This is a genomic window from Bradyrhizobium genosp. SA-3 (assembly GCF_004212635.1).
GTDB lineage: Bacteria > Pseudomonadota > Alphaproteobacteria > Rhizobiales > Xanthobacteraceae > Bradyrhizobium.
In genome coordinates, this window is sequence record NZ_PSRT01000347.1 from 1 (window position 1) to 530 (window position 530).

Genomic DNA, 530 nt, shown 5'->3' on the forward strand with positions numbered 1-530 from the left:
CCGTCATTGCGAGCGCAGCGAAGCAATCCAGAGTCTTTCCGCGGAGGCAGTCTGGATTGCTTCGTCGCATCAGCGCAAAATTGCTTTGCAATTTTGTCGCGAGCTCCTCGCAATGACGGAGTTTGAGGCGGCATGGTCGCTCATCATTCGCATTTCAATTGCAGACACAGCTTCGCATCCTCGCGGCTTGTTCGCCCGAGCTTTGCTTCGATGCCTTGCCCTCAATGAAGAGGGCGCAGGGAAGACCGGGAGCCGGTTGGCTCCTATGAACCGCCATGCCAAGAGCAGATTGCGTGTGCTTCAATGCATAGCGGGAAACAGGGCAACCGGAGACATCCCGGCCTTCCCTGCGCAGTGGTTGGAACGGCTTATGTCGCGCTCTCCCCGGGGAGCGATGCACTATTGCCCCCGTCGCCTTGCCGATGGCTGATGCGCGTGCCCGGTCGGGCCGCGACATCACCGCAAGACTTGGCGCACAGACCCCGGGCGCCAGGACCACACGATTTTGCCGTACGCGAACCGCACCCGTC

At 60.8% G+C, this 530-nt stretch carries 1 protein-coding gene; it reads left to right on the top strand.

What is annotated here, in order from left to right; all coding sequences use genetic code 11:
- The coding region (locus CWO91_RS43935; protein ID WP_208753157.1) for a hypothetical protein at positions 1 to 430 on the top strand (430 nt) is incomplete at its 5' end.
- Positions 431 to 530 lie beyond the last annotated feature (100 nt).